General features: G+C 65.5%; 13 protein-coding genes. 4 read left to right on the top strand and 9 right to left on the bottom strand.

Going from position 1 to position 17,411, the window contains the following annotated elements; all coding sequences use genetic code 11:
• Positions 1–86: 86 nt before the first annotated feature.
• The 4 genes from FDW81_RS12055 to FDW81_RS12070 all read right to left on the bottom strand — a co-directional run bounded on the left by FDW81_RS12055 (position 87) and on the right by FDW81_RS12070 (position 3,377).
• Positions 87–479: a DUF1622 domain-containing protein gene (locus tag FDW81_RS12055; protein WP_138134422.1), complete on the bottom strand. Its 393-nt coding sequence runs from the start codon at positions 477–479 to the stop codon at positions 87–89.
• A gap of 71 nt (positions 480–550) precedes the next feature.
• Positions 551–1,411: an SDR family oxidoreductase gene (locus FDW81_RS12060; protein ID WP_138134423.1), complete on the bottom strand. Its 861-nt coding sequence runs from the start codon at positions 1,409–1,411 to the stop codon at positions 551–553.
• Positions 1,412–1,487: 76 nt separating this feature from the next.
• Positions 1,488–2,387, bottom strand: a complete 900-nt coding sequence (locus tag FDW81_RS12065) for a nuclease-related domain-containing protein (RefSeq protein ID WP_138134424.1) — start codon at positions 2,385–2,387, stop codon at positions 1,488–1,490.
• Positions 2,388–2,462: 75 nt separating this feature from the next.
• Positions 2,463–3,377: an MSMEG_6728 family protein gene (locus FDW81_RS12070; RefSeq protein ID WP_138134425.1), complete on the bottom strand. Its 915-nt coding sequence runs from the start codon at positions 3,375–3,377 to the stop codon at positions 2,463–2,465.
• Positions 3,378–3,547: 170 nt separating this feature from the next.
• Here FDW81_RS12070 and FDW81_RS12075 point away from each other — a divergent pair, with 170 nt between their 5' ends.
• Positions 3,548–4,138 carry a hypothetical protein gene (locus tag FDW81_RS12075; RefSeq protein ID WP_138134426.1) on the top strand — a complete coding sequence of 197 codons (591 nt, stop codon included), beginning with the start codon at positions 3,548–3,550 and terminating at the stop codon, positions 4,136–4,138.
• 164 nt (positions 4,139–4,302) lie between these two features.
• On the opposite strand, the gene FDW81_RS12080 is transcribed toward FDW81_RS12075, so the two are convergent.
• Together FDW81_RS12080 and uvrA are read right to left on the bottom strand one after the other, a co-directional pair.
• Entirely contained in the window at positions 4,303–4,965 is a 663-nt protein-coding gene (locus FDW81_RS12080) for a transglycosylase family protein (RefSeq protein WP_138134427.1), read from the bottom strand.
• 192 nt (positions 4,966–5,157) lie between these two features.
• The gene (uvrA, locus tag FDW81_RS12085; RefSeq protein ID WP_171027196.1) at positions 5,158–7,707 is read right to left on the bottom strand and encodes an excinuclease ABC subunit UvrA; all 2,550 of its coding nucleotides are present in this window, start codon (positions 7,705–7,707) and stop codon (positions 5,158–5,160) included.
• Between the two features lie 48 nt (positions 7,708–7,755).
• On the opposite strand from uvrA, the gene FDW81_RS12090 reads away from it, so the two are divergent.
• The 3 genes from FDW81_RS12090 to FDW81_RS12100 all read left to right on the top strand — a co-directional run bounded on the left by FDW81_RS12090 (position 7,756) and on the right by FDW81_RS12100 (position 10,483).
• Positions 7,756–8,820: an adenosine deaminase gene (locus FDW81_RS12090; RefSeq protein ID WP_171027197.1), complete on the top strand. Its 1,065-nt coding sequence runs from the start codon at positions 7,756–7,758 to the stop codon at positions 8,818–8,820.
• A 315-nt stretch (positions 8,821–9,135) separates the two neighbouring features.
• A complete protein-coding gene (locus FDW81_RS12095; RefSeq protein WP_138134429.1) occupies positions 9,136–10,059 on the top strand; it encodes a glycosidase in 924 nt (307 codons plus the stop codon).
• A gap of 109 nt (positions 10,060–10,168) precedes the next feature.
• The gene (locus FDW81_RS12100; protein ID WP_138134430.1) at positions 10,169–10,483 is read left to right on the top strand and encodes an acylphosphatase; all 315 of its coding nucleotides are present in this window, start codon (positions 10,169–10,171) and stop codon (positions 10,481–10,483) included.
• Positions 10,484–10,485: 2 nt separating this feature from the next.
• Here the strand turns inward: FDW81_RS12100 and FDW81_RS12105 are convergent, their stop codons facing one another.
• The 3 genes from FDW81_RS12105 to FDW81_RS12115 all read right to left on the bottom strand — a co-directional run bounded on the left by FDW81_RS12105 (position 10,486) and on the right by FDW81_RS12115 (position 17,214).
• Positions 10,486–14,172 carry a TM0106 family RecB-like putative nuclease gene (locus tag FDW81_RS12105; protein WP_138134431.1) on the bottom strand — a complete coding sequence of 1,229 codons (3,687 nt, stop codon included), beginning with the start codon at positions 14,170–14,172 and terminating at the stop codon, positions 10,486–10,488.
• Between the two features lie 124 nt (positions 14,173–14,296).
• On the bottom strand, positions 14,297–15,496 hold the full coding sequence (locus tag FDW81_RS12110; protein ID WP_138134432.1) for a TerC family protein: 1,200 nt from the start codon (positions 15,494–15,496) through the stop codon (positions 14,297–14,299).
• Between the two features lie 41 nt (positions 15,497–15,537).
• Positions 15,538–17,214, bottom strand: a complete 1,677-nt coding sequence (locus tag FDW81_RS12115) for an ATP-dependent DNA helicase RecQ (protein ID WP_138134433.1) — start codon at positions 17,212–17,214, stop codon at positions 15,538–15,540.
• Positions 17,215–17,411: the final 197 nt, after the last annotated feature.

Here is a 17,411-nt window from a genome sequence, read left to right on the forward strand (position 1 = left end):
CCAAACCTGCCGAGCTGATCTCCAATGACTTTCATACATGCCGTCTGCCAGGGGGTCTGACATTCGGGCACCGCTCGTGAACCCATTTACTCGGCTGCCGCCCTGGCAGGCGGGGACTGGGGAGTTTCCTTCTGCCACGGCCAGCGCCCGGTGATTTCAAGCTCGAGGGAAAAGCTGAGGAACGTCCGGATAAGCACGATGATGGCCAGAACGCCGACGCTTTCGAACGTCGGCGTGACGGCCACGGTGCGGATGATGTCGGCGGCGACCAGCAATTCAAGACCCAGGAGTATCGACCTGCCGAGCAACTGCCGGTAGGAGCGGTAGAGGGTCAGCTTTTCCGCGCCGGCGGGAGGCTTGCGTGGCTGGTATCCGCGAAGGGCCAGGGGAATGGAGATGAGGGCGCCGATGACCATGACGGCGACCCCCGCAAAGTCCACAAATTCTCCGACCGTTTCAATGATGTGGCGAAAATCCATGATCTATGCCTTCCCCGGGGGAGTGGAGGTCCACACGGCCAGCCTAAACGCTGACGCCGGAATACCGACTCCTAGGGATGCCGTACTCCGTTTCCGGCCAGGATGTCCCGGTACCCCTCCCGAAAAGAGGGGAACGCGAACTCGAATCCGGTGCCGAGCAGAAGCTGGTTTCGGCAGCGCTTGTTGCCGCCCCGGGCTGGACCGGCATCCCCCACTGGGGGCTCGGGGAGGCCCATCTCAGCAGCAAGGAAACGCAGCACCGTGCCGAAATCGGCGGGGTCGTTGTCCACGCCAATGTAGGTCGGAGCCGGTGTTGACGGCATGCCGGCCAGATGGACAATGGCGGCGGCTGCGTCGTCACGGTGAATGCGGTTGGTGTACCGGAGGTCTTCAGGGACGATGGCGCTGCCTCCGCGTACCTGGTCTATCAGTCGGGTCCTGCCGGGCCCGTAAATGCCGCCCAGCCGCAGGGATGCCGCCGTGGTGGCCGTTCCACTGAACCGGGCCTGAAGGAGTTGTTCGGCCTCCACCAGGATCCGCCCGGAAAATCCGCCGGGGGCTGGCGGGGTGTGTTCGTCCACCCAACCGCCCCCTGCATCCCCGTACACAGCCGTGGAAGAGATGAAGAGCACCCGCTGGGGCACGACGCCGTCGTGCGCCAACGCATCGAGAACATGGGTCAGGCCGTTCACATAAGCCGAGCGGTAGGCCTCCTCCGACGGCGAATCGGCAGCTACGGCTATGACGACGGCGGTGGTGTCGGCGGGCACCGGCGGCAGGTTAGGTGAGCTCAGGTCCGCCGCCACGCCTTCGATGGCTGCCGGCAGTTTCGCAGGTGACCGGCGCCAGCCCACCACGCGGTGGCCCAGCGCGTTGAACCGCAGCCCGGCTTCGGTCCCGAGATCGCCGCACCCGGCCAAGAGGATGGTCATGGCTGCCAGTCTGCCATTCCCGCTGGCTTTGGCCGTAACCGCAGGTTCTCACCCAGACGTTCTCACCGTAACGAGCTCAGGGGCCGGGCGCCGTGGTCACCACCGGCGGTGTCGGAATCGGTACCACCGGCGCGTCTGGTTTGAGCCCGGAGAGGACATTTAGAAAGATGCCCATGGCAAAAATGATCAGTGCCAGCCGGAAGAGCACCGCGAAGCATCCGGGTTTTTTCTTGCGGGACCGGTTCGCCGGGAGTGGAGCCGGAGGACGGATGGTCCGTGGATCGTCTGCAGGATGGCGTGCAGTACGCCACCGGGCCAAAGATGCGGCAGGGCCTGAAGCATGAAGGAAATCGGGTGGCGCCGCCGCTATTTTCGCGCTGGTTAGGAGAGGGCTGGACGTCCCCCCGAGAAGGTTAGCGAGGTACTGATGGATGGTGCCCACCGTTCCTGGGTCGAGGACTGCTGGGAGAGCCTGAACCGCTTCGGAAAGTGTGTTGATGCCCTGGACGCGGGCACCGCCTACAGTAAGCCCCTGCAGGTCCGGCTGGCCAACCATGCAGAGCCATGACTGGACCAAGCGGCGGTGTTGTGGTTCAAGAAGGGCAGCGACTGCCGCGGCCTGCTCCAACACCCCGGCGGCTTCCCGTTCCCGGGAGTATCCGTTCTGCCGGAGGACACCGTTGCGGAGGTGGACGTTGCCCGACCAATTTTTGGCGTCGACCACCATGATTCCGCCCGGCCCCACCAGGACGTGGTCCAGGTTAGCTTTCGGCCGGCCGGGCCAGTGAACATCGTGCAGGCTCATCCAGCCTTTGGATTGAAGCGAGTCAAGGATGGCGGCAACGCGGGCTTCACCGGCAGCGCCTGCTGCCCAGGCACGTTCGGCCCTTTCCGCGTGCTCCAGTTGACGGCGGAGTTTTGCTGCCCGTTCTGCCGCCATCCGCGCCTGCTCAGCAGCGCCTTTTCCTGCCCCCATAATTTGCCCCCATGCTTATGGCGTGCGTCGCTCGCACGTGGGCAATACTGTATGCGATCACACGAGCAGTGCGGTTTACGGGGCCTCGACCGGGAAGAATACCCGCGGGTCCTGCAGGAGGGCCGGATAGGCAAACGCAGACCGGTCGATGATTTCCGTGACAGTGAAGTTCCGGCCGAACCTGCCATCCGCCAACGTGATGGGCCGGCCGACCACCTGTCCCACCACAAACTTCTCTCCATGCTCGAACGGAACGGCCACGGGCGTCTTGCCCGGAAGTGTGGAGAAGGCTTCCTCCTGGGCCAGGCGCTTGCGGGTTGGCTTCTTCACCTGCTGCTTGGGCGGCGCCTTTCGCGGCTGCCTGGACGGGCGGCGTGAGCTGTCCTCAAGGTAAACGGGGGAGTAGTCGTCGTCGCCGCCGGTGAGGGAAGCAGCAGTGCTGCTGCTCACAGGCGGCAGTGCCACGGTGTCCAGTGTCTGCGGGTCGATGTCGCCGTGCGGGGAACGCAGGATCCACAGAATGTCACCCTCAGGTTCCTGCGGGAGGAACTCGTGCCTGGGCTCGGGCCAGACGTAGTCCATGTCCGGCACTGCGTCCGGGAAAACAGAACCATAGAACTTGGGTTCCTTGCGGAGCAGCTTGGAGCGGTGGCTCAGGTGGAATTCAGGATCTCCCAGCCAGGGCGGCATGGGAATCTTCGCCGCATAATCGGGGTGGGCGGCTTGCGGCGCAAACTCCATGATGTTGGCGCGCGTGTTGTCCGGGTGTCCCCGCTTGGTCCATTCATCAACCATCGCCAGCCCGTACATGGTGAGGGCCGGCACGTAGCCCATCCACATGCGTATCGCCGGGTGGGTCTGCCATCCATAGCCGGGGATCACCAGGGCGCGCAGCGTCTGCAGCGCCTCTACCCGCTGCTTGCCCAGCCTGGCAGTGTCCAGGGCGGCGGCGCTTTGCCGGAAATCAGGGTACGGCAGGAAAGTTTGCATCCATTCAGTCTGACGGCACCTGGCGGATGTGCCAATTGCAGTGCCGCAGACCACTTGCCCGGACCGCCACCGGACGGGCGCTGTTGTTCACATAGTGGACTCATGCATACGCCGATGGCCTTGACCCACTAAGATCACCGCAACCACCCCCGCGTTTTGGAAGCCCTCTCATGACATCTACACCTGAAAAAACCACCGGAACCGCCCCCGCGTTCACGCCCCGTTACGGGCAGATGCTGAGTCCGGAAGCAAAGGGCATCCTGGTCCTTGATGAGTTCACCATCGATCCCGCCGCCGCCCGCAAGGAGCAGCACCGGTTCCGCGACGGCATGGCCGCCGTCGCCCGGACGATGCGCCGCATTGTGGCCCTCCGCGTGGTGATCGCGCTCGTGGCGATCGGCAACCTGCCGCTGTTCCTGCTCTCCAGCGGCTGGTGGATCTACGGCGTTTCGCTCACCCTGGTGGTGGCAGTGCATGCCTCCGTTACATGGTTGAACCGCCACGAGCCGCGGCTGAAGCAGCGCTCAGCCCTGGAACTGCACATGCACCGCGAACGCAGTGCCAACTACCGCAAGGTCCGGGACGCCGTGAAGTACATGATCGACACGCCCGCCCGGATGAACGAGCACCTTTACCTGGAGCTGCTCGCCGTCAAGCGGGTCGCACTGAACCTGACCCACGGCACTGTCGCCCTGCTGGATACCAGTGACGACTCCGCCTGGCGGGTTCGGATCGTGCGGGAGATCCCCGTCGCCAGCTAGCTGCACTGCCCGCAGCGGGCACAGCATGCAGTCTTCCGCTATGCCGCAGTAATTGAAGAACGACGCCGGCACGCCCCTTCTCGGGGTGTGCCGGCGTCGTTTGTGGTCAACGGAATTTGTCTATCCCGACCTGTCGTGGGCCCCGAAGGGCATCTGTGTCCGCGTTACCAGGCGGGAAGCTGGAGGATCTGTCCCTCGAACACCAGGTTCGGATCGGAGATGGTGTCCAGGTTGGCGTCAGCAAGGTGCTGCCAGCCTCCCTGGATGCCCAGCTTCTCGGCAACGATGCTCAAGGTGTCGCCAGCCTGCAGGGTGTAAGTCTCGCCACTCAAGGCAACCCCAGTGGCGTGCTTCGCAGCAGGCGCCTGGGTGACCGGCGTGGCGGCCTGGATTGGTGCAGCCTGGACCGGTGCAGCCTGGACCGGTGCAGCCTGGACTGGAACGCTCTGGACGGGTGCGGTCTGTGCGGCTCCGGTAGCGCCTCCGCTCAGGCCCAACTGTGCGGAACAGGACGGCCACGCGCCCCATCCCTGTGCAGCCTGGACCTGCTCGGCCACGGCAATCTGCTGCTCGCGGCTGGCATCAGCGGCCGAACCGGTGCCACCATAGGCAGCCCAGGTGCTGGGGCTGAACTGCAGGCCGCCGGAGTAGCCGTTGCCGGTGTTGATTGCCCAGTTGCCGCCGCTCTCACACTGCGCAAGGGCGTCCCACGTGGAGGTGCTGGTGGTTGCGCTCGCTGCCGTGGCGGAGAGGGCCAGGCCCGCCGCGGAGATGGCAGCTACTGTGACTCCGCGGCGCGCGGCAGTACGGAATTTGGTGTTGTTCATGATGGAGATGCTCCTGAGGGCCACCCGCGCTGGTTCCGTCCCCGGAGATCATCGCGCCACTGCCCGCCCCTGACGAATAGAGGTCAATTTCGGTGGCTGCCTGCTGGGCAGTTGTGGTGGAGGCAGCACCGGGCATGCAGTGCCCGCCAGCAGCGGGCATGGGTTTCACGCTAGATCATCACGGCGTCGTTATCAAATCGAGATCTGTCTGGGTATTCGCTGGTGATCCCCTCGGAGGGCAGCCGACAGATAGGGGGCGGTGCGGCTCGTGCGGGAGGCGGCGACGGCGGCAGGTGTACCGGTTGCCATGATCCGGCCGCCTTTCTCCCCTCCGGAGGGGCCGAGATCGATGACCCAGTCCGCGCCCGCCACCACGGCCATCTCATGCTCAACAACCACCACGGAATTTCCGGCGTCCACCAGGCCATGAAGCTGCGTCATCAGCAGCTTTACATCTGCTGGGTGCAGCCCGGTGGTGGGCTCATCAAGCAGGTAGAGGGTGTGGCCCCGTTGTGCGCGTTGCAGCTCGGTAGCAAGCTTGATGCGCTGCGCCTCCCCGCCTGAAAGTTCCGTAGCCGGCTGCCCGAGCCGCAGGTAGCCAAGGCCGACGTCCTGCAGACTCTTGAGGCTTCGTGCTGCGGCTGGAACATCGCCCAGGAAACCTGCGGCGGCATCCACGGTCATCGCCAGGACCTCGGCTATGGTCCTGCCCCGGTACTCCACCTCAAGGGTTTCCGGGTTGTAGCGGGATCCTCCGCACTCAGGGCAGGGACCGTAGCTGCCGGGCAGGAAGAGCAGTTCGACGGCGACGAAGCCCTCGCCCTGACAGGTTTCGCAGCGCCCGCCCGCCACGTTGAAGGAGAACCTTCCGGCGGCGAAACCGCGCACTTTGGCCTGCTCCGTCGCCGCGAAGACCTTCCGGACGGCGTCAAAGAGGCCGGTGTACGTTGCGAGGTTGGAACGGGGAGTCCGGCCGATGGGTTTCTGGTCCACGGTCACCAGCCGGTCGATCCGGTGGTTGCCCGCCACGGATCCGAGCGCCAGGGGGTCCGCCGCTTCTTCCGGCTCAGCAACGGTGTTCTGGAGGCCCGCCCCCACCACCTCGCCGAGGACCTTGCCCACAAGCGTGGATTTTCCCGAGCCCGAAACACCCGTAACGGCGGTCAGCACACCCAGGGGAAAACGGGCGTCCAGCCCGCGCAGGTTGTGCCTCCTGATGCCGTTCAATTCCAGCCATTCCTTCGGCACCCTGACCGGGCCGGTTCCGGCACCCGTGGCCCGTCCGCCGTTGTTGAACAGGAACGGCCGGGTGACGGATGCTTCTATGCCGGCCAGGCCCTCAACGGGTCCGCTGTACAGCACCTCCCCGCCGCCTTCACCGGCGCGCGGTCCCACGTCCACCAGCCAGTCGGCCCGGCGCACCACGTCCATGTTGTGTTCCACGACGAACACGGAGTTGCCGGACGACTTCAATTGCTCCAGCACCTCCAGCAGGGGCTCCGCATCGGCCGGATGAAGCCCCGCAGATGGCTCATCCAGGACGTAGATGACACCGAACAGGCCCGAACGCAGCTGAGTGGCGATCCGGAGCCGCTGCATTTCGCCTGGCGACAGGGTAGGAGTGGCCCGCCCCAGGGCAAGGTAGCCGAGCCCCAGGTCCAGCAGCACTCTGACGCGGTGGAGCAGGTCGCGGGTAATGGCTACCGCCACCTCGTTCGATTCCCCGGAAAGCTGCGTCCGCGAGGCCACCGCGGCATCGTTCAGCTCGGCAGTGGGACGGAGGATTTCCGCCAGCTCCACCATGGGCAGCCGGTTGAGGTCCGCAATGGTCCTGCCTGCGAAGGTCACACCCAAGGCCGCAGGCGTCAGGCCGGTACCCACGCAGCGCGGGCAGGGGCCGGATTCCATGTAGGCAAGCACGCGTTCCCGCATGGAGGCGCTCTGCGAATCCGCCAGCGTATGCAGGACGTAGCTCCTGGCGCTCCAGAACCGCCCCTTGTACGGCTTGGCCACGCGGTCACGCTGGGGGATTATCTCCACGACCGGATGCTCCTCCGTAAAGAGGATCCAGTCCCGGTGTTTTTTCGGCAGCTTGCGCCACGGGACGTCGACATCGTAGCCCAGGTGGGTGAGGATGTCCCGCAGGTTCTTCCCCTGCCACGCGCCGGGCCAGGCAGCGATGGCCCCGTCCCGGATGGACAGGGACGGGTCCGGGACCAGCGATGATTCCGTCACTGTGTGGGCGGCGCCCAGGCCGTGGCAGTCGCGGCAGGCGCCGGCGGCAGTATTGGGCGAGAAGGCGTCCGAATCCAGCTGACTGCTGCCAGCGGGGTAGGTTCCGGCGCGGGAAAAAAGCATGCGCAGGGAGTTGGACAGCGTGGTGACAGTCCCCACCGTGGAGCGGCTGCTGGGAGCGCCCCTGCGTTGTTGAAGGGCGACGGCGGGCGGCAGCCCGCTGATCAATTCCACTTTGGGATTGTGGCCCTGCTGGATGAGGCGGCGGGCGTAGGGTGCCACTGATTCGAAGTACCGTCGCTGAGCTTCTGCATAGATGGTGCCGAACGCCAGGGACGACTTGCCTGATCCTGAGACGCCGGTGAATGCGACGATTGAGTCACGGGGGACATCCACATTCACGTTGCGGAGATTGTTTTCACGGGCACCCCGGACCCGTACGAATCCGTCGCTTCCCGATGGGAAAGCCGGGTACTGCAGGTCATCAGCGTGCTTGGCGTTCTGCATTGGCTCGACTCTAGTGGTGATTGCGCTGCAGGGCATTATCCTGACCCGATGGAAAACTTTGCGGGCGGCACTGCCGAGCCTGAAACAGAACCGGACGCAGCTCGTGTGGAAGTGCTGGCCTTACCACTCCCTGTGGCGGAGCTGCACCTGCACATTGAGGGAACCCTTCAGCCCGAGCTGATCTTTGCCCTCGCGGAGCGGAACGGCATCAAGTTGCCCTATGCAGGGCTCGATGAGCTGCGGGAAAGGTACGAGTTCACCGACCTGCAGTCCTTTCTCGACCTGTACTACGCGAACATGGCCGTGCTGCAGACGGAGCAGGACTTCGCCGACATGACCCGCGCCTATCTGGAACGGGCGGCAGTTGCGGGGGTGCGGCACGCAGAAATAATGATGGACCCCCAGGCACACCTCTCGCGCGGCATCTCGCTGGAAACGTGCGTCAACGGCGTGGCCTCGGTGCTCGCCACCTCACACGAGGACTTCGGGATCTCCACCCTGCTGATCGCCGCCTTCCTTCGGGATCTGCCGGAGGAGTCTGCACTTGAGGTGCTGGACGGCCTGCTGGCCATGGACGCGCCGATCGCCGCGGTTGGCCTGGATTCAGCTGAGGTGGGCAATCCGCCGTCGAAGTTCGAGCGGCTTTATGACAGAGCGCGGGAAGCGGGGCTCCGGCTGACGGCGCACGCGGGCGAGGAGGGGCCGGCGTCGTACATTGTCGAAGCCCTGGACATCCTTGGGGTGGAGCGCATCGACCACGGCATCCGCTGCATGGAAGATCCGGACCTGGTGGAGCGGTTGGTGGATGCGCGGATCCCGCTCACCGTCTGCCCGCTCTCCAACGTACGGCTGCGCGCGGTGGACACCCTGGCGGACCATCCCCTGCCTGCGATGCTGGCGGCGGGCCTGAATGTGTCCGTCAACTCCGATGACCCGGCGTACTTCGGGGGCTACGTGGATGACAACTTTGCCCAGCTTGGCGCGGTGTTCGAACTCTCGGATTTCGACAAGGCCAGGCTGGCAGCCAACTCCATCCATTCATCCTTCGCTTCCGAGGAGCGCAAGGCCGAACTGCTGGACGAACTGAACGGCAGGGAAGTGCCGCACCCTTAGCGAAGTCCTGCCGCGATCTCCCTAAGGCCTCAGGTCCGGGGCACTTGCCCATCCGGCAACGCGTCCCAGACAACAACCGCCCCGTCATGCCGCTAAACTGGGTGCCGCAGGCGTGTCCGGGAAGTGCAGAGCGGCGCCCATGTCAGCGCTCACGGGTTGTGCAGTCAGCCCGTTTTCCCGAGACTGCAGCCTCAATTGTTGGGATGTCCGCTTAATAGTCGGTCACGACACGCAGTGTTAACCATTTCAAGTCGCGCGATCTAACCGGCAATTGGCAAGATGCCTAAGACCGATCGCTTTTTATAAAGGGGAATCATGGCTAAGTCCACCGCAGAAAACACCTTCCTCCGACTCAAGACCGTCCTGGATGTCCTGACCGAAGGTGTGTGGTCCGGCGAAACACTGAACGCCGGCCAGGTCCTTGCGGAGGCAACGGCCCGTGTGCCGTTCAACGAGCATGAGGCCGAGCTCCTCAGCGGCGGCATTCCCCGCGGCCACAAGACGCTGACCTCTGCCAGCGCCAAACTGGTCAAGGCCGGCTGGCTGGTCAAGGGCCGCTCCGGCTGGACCATCACCGAGGAAGGCATGCGCGCCACGGTTGCCTTCCCGGATGCAGTGTCCTTTGCCACCGCCCTCGACGCCGGCGCTCCCGTCCCTGCCGACGTGCAGGTTCCCACCGCTCCCGAAGGCTTCGTCCGCAAGACCACCGCCGCCCCCGCCCCTGCGCAGCCGGCTGAGAAGACGGAAGCCAAGAAGAGCGCCAAGAAGACTCCCGCCAAGAAGGCTGCCTCCGCGGTGGGCAAGGCAGCCAAGGCACTCGAGGACGCCGTCGAGCCCGTTGTGAAGGCTGTCCGCAAGGGCAAGGCGCCTGCCAAGGCTGAGGAAGCTGCCGCACCGGTTGCTGCCGAATCCTTCGAGGGCCCGGACGTTGAGAAGCACCCGCAGCCTGAAGCTGTGGCTGTGGCCGGCGACTTCAACACGATTCTGGGTGCTCCCGAGAACTGGGCGCCGCAGTACGACGAAGCCCAGATGGAGTTCGACTTCCTGGACCAGCTCTGGAAGAAGAGCGCCGACCTGCCCGCCGGGCACTACACGTTCAAGATCGCCCTGAACCGTTCCTGGGATGAAAACTACGGCGCGTTCGGCACCTTCGACGGGCCCAACCACGAGCTGCACCATGCCGGCGGCACGGTGACGATCCGCTACAACCACAGCACCCGGGACATCACCATCAACTAGGCGCCTCCGCTTTCTCCAACTGGCTCGCAGTTAACGCCGCGAAACCGCGTTTTCAGTGCAATAACTGCGGCCCAGTTGGGGGAGCGGCTGGGCCAAAGGAGGTCCACCGATGGCACGCCACGCAGAATCGTCTCCGGCCAGCGGCTCAGCTGACCAGGTGCGGTTGGATGCACGGGTCTACGGTATGGTGCAGGGCGTGGGCTTCCGCTACTGGACCATGGGCAAGGCTGAACAGTTGGGCCTCACCGGGGAAGTCCGGAATCTTGACGACGGCTCCGTCGCCCTGGTTGCCGAGGGCCCAAAGTGGAAAGTCCACGAGCTCCGCGAATGGCTGAACTCCGGCGGGACACCCGGCCGGGTGGAGCGGGTGGAGGACTCGCTTTCCCCGGCAGAGGGAAGCTACCGGGGCTTCAGCGCCCGCTGAACTTACCGCCGGATCGAGCGGGACGCTTCGTCCCCGCGGCTTCCGGCCGGGGCGCTAAGCCCGATGAACGCGCCCAGTTCCTCCAGGGCAGCAGGCCTTTGCGGCATGTAGCTGGTGAGTTCTGGGGAGCGGATAATTACTGCCCGCCACTGCCCCCGTGACACAGCCACATTGATCCGGTTCCGGTTCAGCAGGAACTCGGCTCCCCGCGGCGCCTCGGCCACCGCTGAGCACGCCATGGACACGAGCACCACGGGCGCCTCCTGGCCCTGGAACTTGTCCACCGTCCCCACCCGCACCTCCGGCAGGCCGGCCTCCTCCAAAGTCTTCCGGATGAGGTGGACCTGGGCATTGTAGGCAGCCACCACCAGGAGATCCTGCTGGTCCAGCGGCCGGGATCCGCTGTCCGCTCCCGGCTTCCATTTCAGTCCGAGGTGCCTCCGAGCCTGGCGGACTACCTCAGCGGCCTCCTCCCTGGAAGCTGTGGTGTTGCCGCTGTGCTCAACGAAGACCGTTTCGACGCCGGGCGGCAGGTCTTCGAGGCTGCGCAGGGATGCGGCGGGCGCGGACTGCAGCCTCCCCTCGTAGCTGAGCCGGGAGACGGCGCGGCAAAGCCCGGGATGCATCCGCCAGCTGTCCGCGAGGAAGTAACCGAGCCTCGGGGGCAGGGTGGAGTGCCCGGCGGCCAGCCAGCCGAGGGCCGACTCGTCCACCGGTTCGGGGTGCGCACCCTGACTGACCTGGGGAAGCTGCTGCGGATCGCCCAGCAGGAGCAGGCGCTTGGCTGCGCGGGACACCGCCAAGGTGTTGGCCAGGCAGAACTGTCCCGCCTCGTCGATCACCAGCAGGTCCAGTGAGCCTGCCGGAACCTCCTTCCCGGTCATGGTCCATGCCGTTCCCCCCACCAGGCAACCACCGGGGGACTCCAGAAGTTGCGCAACATCACCGTCTCCGGCCAGGCTCCAGGGGACGTCGTGCGGGGCGTTCAGCTTCTTGGCCACGACCGCGGGATCAACCCCGCCGGTGGCGATGGCACAGCAAAGCAGGTTCTCCACGACGTTGTGCGACTGGCCCACCACGCCGATCTTCCAGCCCTCGGCCACCAGCCGGCCGATGACGTGGGCGGCCACGAACGTCTTCCCGGTTCCGGGAGGGCCCTGCACCGCCAGGTACGAGCCGTCCAGGTCCCGGAGCGAGGCGGTGATGGCGGTTGCATAATCGGCCGCACCCCCGTCGCCATGCAGGACCTCCGCAGGGCCCGGCAGGGTGCTGAACCGTGGCGGCTGTTTGCGGAGGATATCCAGCCCAGGCTGGTTGGGCAGGGACGGCAGAGTTGAACCCACAATTCGGGCGATCCCGGCGATGGCAGTTTCGATGCTGGCGGTGCCGAGAGGCTGGTCCTCCGTCAGTGCTACCGGCAGGTGCGGGTACGCGGCAACCTTGCCTGACTCACGCTCGGCAATGGTGATGATCGTGTGCTCAGGGTTGTCAGGCGCCGGCGCCACTTCGCTGATCCTGGTCCCGAAGGAGAAGGCCCGGGTGCCGGGTGCAGCGTCAGGGGCAGTCATGCCGTCCGGGGGCGGAGCGTCGTAGAGCCGGCACCACGTGGATTCCGCGCGGAAATCGGAGCCCTCGGTCATGGTCCCGCGGAGCCGAAGGACCCGGGTGCGCATGCGTTCGCGGGGCTTAACCAGGGCCCAGTCCGACGCGACCTCGGCCGAGGACACCAGGAAGACGTTCCGCTGGTCCGACCAGTTGTCGACAGGTGCCTCCACCCGGTCAAAGTGCTGCCACCAGAATTGCTTGCGCTCGCGCCGGTGGTAGCCGGTGGCAGCGGCCACCAGGGCGATGGCGCGTTCGTCATCTGTCCAGGGCCGGTTGTCCGGAAGGTCCGCCAGGTATTCGCGCAGCCTGGTTTCCTCCGGAGTTTCCTCTGCGGGTGCGGGGCGCTCAGGACGCTCAGGACGATCTGCCGGCATGGACCCTGCAGGACCCCCGGCGGCAGCTTCATCTGCCAAGGGTTCTGCGGCAGCCGCGCCGCCGGCGAGTGCCCCTACCTCCAGCAGCCAGTCCCGGAGGCGAAGGGTGGAGAGGCAGTCGTACTGGTTGTAGTCCGAGATGGAAGCCAGCACCTTGTCTGCTTCGCCGTGGTGGCCGCCGTCCCGGGCCGCGCAGTAGGCAGCGTAGGCCACCACGGATGCTCCGGCATCCTTAACGTCGCCGGAACGCAGGTTGCTGCCCATGTAGAGCGGTTCGAGTTTCTTGATGGAGTAGGAGGGCTCCGAGATCCTCAGCGAATGCCGGACTTTGGCGTACAGGTCCACCAGCAACCCCTCCCGCAGCCAGTTGTCCACCGTCTCTTCCCCTGCCTGGTGCGACAGGGAGAGGTTGCGGAGCGCCGTCTTTTCGTACGCGGCATAGTGGTAGACGTGCATGTCCGGGAAACGTCTCCGCCGCTCCTCCACATACTCGAGGAAGTTAAGGAAGGCGTGGCGCTCCTCGGCGCGGGAGTGCGCCCAGAATGGACGGAATACCGGTTCCCCGGCGTCGCCGGCAACGGGTGCCTCCACCACTCCGAACAGGTATTCGATGCCCCACGCGCCGGTCGCCGGATCCTGCCACAGGGGGTCACCTTCGAAGTCGAAAAAGATGTCGCCGGGGCTGGGCGGGGGGAGCTGCCCAATGGTGTTCTCCGGCAGGACCGTGAACGACACTGTGTGCGGCTGGCCGTCCTTGGTGAAGGTCCTGGAACCAGCCACGGCGTCCAGGCCCAGCTGCATCCTCGCCTGAGCCCGCAGCCGGACCACGGAGTTCCTGGCGTCTTCGGCGGGCATGGCGGCGAGCTGGTCGATGGTGGTGATGTTTTGTTCGTGGAGTTTCCTCCGCTGGACGACGGACATTCCCGCCACCATCAGCAGGTCCCGGTGCACCTGCACCTGTTCGGCGCAGTAATCGCACCGGCCGCAGTGAACCACTCCGGGCTGCTGCCACTGCACGCCGGCACCCGCAGCCCTGTGCTGCGCAGTCAGCTCCCGGAAGCGCCGGCGTCGTTCACGGAACACCGGCAACAGGTCCGGAAGCGAGTGGCTGCTGCGGAGCCAGTCCTCGCCCACGCGGGTGCCCAGGACCAGGGTCACCGCCGGCGAGGGCTCGAGCCCCATCCCCAGCAGCTGGTCGCCGTAGGCTGCCAGCTGCAGCAGCGCGCCCACCTTCGCGTGGCGGGCGAGCTTTGTGTCCCAGACCTCGTAGCGGCCAGGTTCTCCCGTTCCAGCGGCTTCGTTGACCAGGAAGTCCGCGTAGCCCAGGAACTCCCCGTCAAAGAAGGTTGCCTGGAAAACCACGTTCGCCCCGGACCGGAGGGCGAGTTCGGTTTCCGCATGCTTGGCCTGGAGCTCACCGCGCAGATTCCGGCCGCGTTCGAGGCAATAGACACCACCGCCGCGGCTTGCGTCCCACTCACCGTATTTGGCGATCAGGCTGGCCAGCACCGTGTGCTCGTGCCGGTCGCCCAGTTGGCCGGCGCGGACCTGCATCTCGTCCGCCGGAAACTCCGCCCTGGGGGAACGGCCGAGCTTTTCGTCCAGGACCCGGAGCGTGCGGTACTCACACGTGCTGGCGGCCACCAGGTCACTGGCGGAAAAGACCAGGTCCGGCGGCGCACCGGCAGCTGCAGCATCAAGCAAGAACACGGGGCCTCCCCATCGACAGCCGGGCTGTAAAGACCAGAGCCTGAAACGTCAGGCCGCGGGACGGTTTCCCTGGCCATGGTTCAAACGTAGCAAGGGGCACTGACAAACAGGCGGGCGGGACCGGTCAGTTCTCCGCGGCCGCCCTCACCTGGGCTTTGTCATGCTCTGCATGGGCCTGGCGCAACTGATCCAGGAACTCGGTTTCGTTCCGGATGAGCTTCTTGTACTTCTCGGGGAGCTTACGGATCTGCTCTTCCTCGCGGCACATGGCAGCGAAGATTTTGTCCCGCTCGTTCATGTCCGTTTCGTAGTTGAGGTCCAGATACTCAATCGCATGCCGGCGGGCCCCGGAGACGGCGTTCTTGGCCTTGCCCTTGGGGCTGAATATGGACGCCAGAACCGTAACCAGCAGGACGCCGAGGATCACGCTGAGGGAAACGCCGGTGCTGACTTCCACCACGTTGACGTGCTGGCCGTCATTGATGAACGGCAGGGTGTTCTCGTGCAGGGCGTGCAGAATGAGCTTCACGCCGATGAAGCCCAGGATGGCGGCCAGGCCGTAGGACAGGAAGATCAGCCGGTCCAGCAGGCCGTCGATCAGGAAGAACAGCTGCCGCAGGCCCATCAGTGAAAACGCCGTGGCCGTGAACACGATGAACACGTTCTGGGTGAGGCCGAAGATGGCCGGGATGGAGTCCAGGGCGAAGAGGATGTCCGTGCCGCCGATGGCCACCATCACCAGGAGCATCGGGGTAAGGACGCGCTTGCCGTTCTCCACAGTGAAGAGCTTGTCGCCGTCAAAGTGTGCCGACGCCGGAAGGTACTTCTTGGCGAGCCGGACCACCAGGCCCTCGGAGTCGTCGTCGTGGCTGTCCGGCTTGAGCAGGTTGCCCGCGGTGATCAGGAGGATCAGCCCGAAGATGTAGAACACCCACGCGAAGCTGTTGATCAGCGCGGCGCCTAGGAAGATGAAGCCGGTGCGGGCGATGAGCGAAAAGACGATGCCGAACAGCAGCACCTTCTGCTGGTCAGCCCGGGGCACCCGGAAGCTGGCCATGATGATGAGGAACACGAACAGGTTGTCTACGGACAGCGCCTTCTCCGTGATGTATCCGGCGAAATATTCGGCACCCATGGTGGTTCCGCCGAACACCAGCACCCCGAGCCCGAAGAGCAGGGCAATGCCCACATACAGGGCCGACCAGATGGATGATTCCTTGAGCGATGGCGTGTGGGCCTTACGCACATGGAAGAAGAAGTCGAAGGCCAGCAGGCCAACGATTCCGATGACGGTCAGGGTCCAGACAAAGGGAGATACTTCCACGCGGCGGGCCTTTCGTTGGAGTCTCCTTCCAGAGTACCCACCTATGCAGGCTTGAGGAGTTCGTGTTCCACGACGGCGGTCCGCGAAAGGGTCTTGTATCCCTCCTGCTCAAACAGCACCGTGATCACGTCGTCCTCGTGCCGCATCACCAGCCCAGGGCCCCACTCTTTATGGACCACGGCTGACTGGAGCGGGAACTGTTCCGCCGCCTCCCCGCCCACGCCGCCACCATCGTCGTCGGCCGCATGGAGGGCAGGTTGTTTCGCCTCATTAGCGGTGCAGGCATCGCAGTTGCCGCAGGGCTCGGGCAGGTCCTCGCCAAAGTAGCCCAGCAGGAACTGGCGCCGGCAGCTGTCCGTTTCGGCGTAGGCGCGCATCATGGTGAGCCTGGACTGGTCCACGCGCTGCCGGGCTTCGGCGAGTTCGACGGCGTCCCGCACCAGGCTGGACAGCTTCGCCTTGGAGGCCAGGCGGACGCCGCGTTTGCCGGAGGTGACGGCACTGGTTTCCTCCAGCTGGTTCACCAGTGAAGTGATGCGCCGGGCCGGAAACCCCGTGAGCTCCGCCAGGGACGACTTGGGGGCCGGTGAGGCGGCTGACTTGAGGACCTTCAGCACGGCGAGGAGCGAGTCGGGGTCGGGGGAATGGGTTGCAAAGAACTTCCGAAGGCCAAGGTCCTCCGAGCGGTAATGCAGGACGGCGGTTGCCGGTTCCCCGTCGCGTCCCGCGCGGCCGATCTCCTGGTAGTAGGCATCAAGCGACTCGGGGATGTCCGCGTGGACCACGAACCGGACGTTGGGCTTGTCGATGCCCATGCCGAAAGCGGTGGTGGCAACTACCACGTCCAGCTGGTTGTCCAGGAACTGTTCGTGGATGTGCTCCCGGTCCCCGGCGGAACGGCCGGCATGGTAGGCCTCTGCGCGCAGCCCCTCCTCGCAGAGTTTTGCCGCGTACTTCTCGGTGTCCTTCCGGGTGGCCGCGTAGAGCAGGCCCTGTCCGTTGCGCCCCATTGCGGCCACCTGCTCCAGCAGGGCCTTACGTTTGCCTTTGTCCTCCTGGTGACGGACAACGTCCAGGCTGATGTTGGGCCGGTCAAAGCCGCGCACCAGCACCAGCTGGTCCTTCATCCCCAGCCGCTCCACAATCTCGTCGCGGACCGGGGGCGAGGCCGTGGCGGTGAGGGCGGCGGCCGGAGGATTGCCGAGCCGTTCGCGGACATTGCCCAGGCTGAGGTAGTCGGGACGGAAGTCATGGCCCCAGGAGGAGACGCAGTGGGCCTCGTCCACCACGAACAGGGAAATGTCCAGGGCCGCTATGCGGTCCACGGTTTCCTGCTTGGCGAGCTGTTCGGGGGCGAGGAACAGGAAGGTTGCCTTGCCGGCCTCGGCCGCCTGCCACGCGGCCTCCACCTCCGAATCGCTGTGGGAGGAGTTAATGGCGACGGCGGTGCCCTCACCGAGGTCGCCGGCCAGCCCGTCCAGCTGGTCCTCCTGCAGGGCGATGAGCGGGGAGACCACGACGGCCGGCCGTCCGGTGGTGTTGTGCAGGTGCTGCGCCGCGACCTGGTAGATGGCGGACTTGCCGTAGCCAGTGGGCATGACGGCCAGGACGTCGCGGCCGTCCAAAAGGGCGGACATGCCGGCCAACTGGCCGTTGCGGAGGCTGGGCAAGGAGAAAGAGGACGCCGCGAGGGCGGCAAGGGCTCGGTCGTCGGACATCTGAAGGGCTGGCTCCGCACGCTGGATCCTGCGGCCGCTTGCTTCAGCCGAGGTAACCAGCCTACGCCAGCCGCTTGCCGCCGTCGTCCGCATGGCAGCCGCCGGCGCACGCGGCGGTGGTGCGGGGACGGCAGGGGAGGCCATCTCCTTGACTTACCAGGCGCCCTGAACAAGTGTGGAAAGTGACCGATCCGCCG

It is taken from the genome of Pseudarthrobacter sp. NamB4 (assembly GCF_005796185.1).
In the GTDB taxonomy this organism is placed as follows: Bacteria; Actinomycetota; Actinomycetes; order Actinomycetales; family Micrococcaceae; genus Arthrobacter.